The organism is Candidatus Thiosymbion oneisti, assembly GCF_004359955.1.
GTDB lineage: Bacteria > Pseudomonadota > Gammaproteobacteria > Chromatiales > Chromatiaceae > Thiosymbion > Thiosymbion oneisti.
The window spans coordinates 1-919 of the sequence record NZ_SMSC01000105.1; the positions used below are offsets into that span (position 1 = coordinate 1).

At 65.5% G+C, this 919-nt stretch carries 1 protein-coding gene; it reads left to right on the top strand.

The window, feature by feature from the left end; genetic code table 11:
- Positions 1–123: 123 nt before the first annotated feature.
- A complete protein-coding gene (locus E1958_RS19625) occupies positions 124–891 on the top strand; it encodes a (Fe-S)-binding protein (protein ID WP_243725316.1) in 768 nt (255 codons plus the stop codon).
- Positions 892–919 lie beyond the last annotated feature (28 nt).

Here is a 919-nt window from a genome sequence, read left to right on the forward strand (position 1 = left end):
TCGGGGGGAGAGGAGCCTGCTGTGCCCAGCTGTCGGAGTCGTTCCATAATGCCAGGACTTAACTGGTAGTGGCTCAGTTCGCGAACCGGATACGAACAACCTGTACCGCGCCGAAATATTCACGTGCAACGGGTATATAATCCGGCCATGCGCAAGCCCGACGCGGTCTACTTCTTCGGGACCTGTCTGATCGATCTGCTCTATCCACAGGCGGGCCTGTCCGCCATGCGGCTGCTTGCGCGGGCGGGCATCCGGGTCCGCTACCCCCAGGGTCAGACCTGTTGTGGTCAGCCGGCCTACAACTCCGGTTACCGGGACCAGGCCCGTAGCGTAGCGGCCGCCCAGCTCGACGCCTTGCCCGCGGACATCCCGGTGGTGGTCCCCTCTGCTTCCTGCGCGGGCATGTTCCGCGTGCACTACCCGCGGCTCTTCGCCGGCACCCCTGATGAGGCCCGCGCCCTGGATCTGGCCGGTCGGGTCTATGAGTTTACCGAGTTTCTGGTGCGGGTCCTGGATCTCAGACCCGTGGCTCCGGGACCGCCGCTGGCTGTCGTCCTGCACAATTCCTGCTCGGCGCGCCGTGAGCTGGGCGTTGCGGATGCGGCCCGGGAGCTACTCGACCGGCTCGCCAACGTCCGCGTCCTGGAGCCCGACCATGCCGACGAGTGCTGCGGCTTCGGCGGGACCTTCGCGGTCAAGGAACCGCAGCTCTCCGCCGCCATGGCCGCGGACAAGACCGCCGCCATCGCCGCTACCGGTGCCCCCCTGCTGGTGGGCCAGGATTGGGGTTGCCTCATGAATCTGGAAGGCACCTTCCGGCGCCGAGGGAGCGGACCGCAGGTAAAGCACATCGCCGAATTGGTGTGGGAGCGGGTAGTGGTTAATATCTAAGTTGTAATATGACCAACAGCACTGGCCG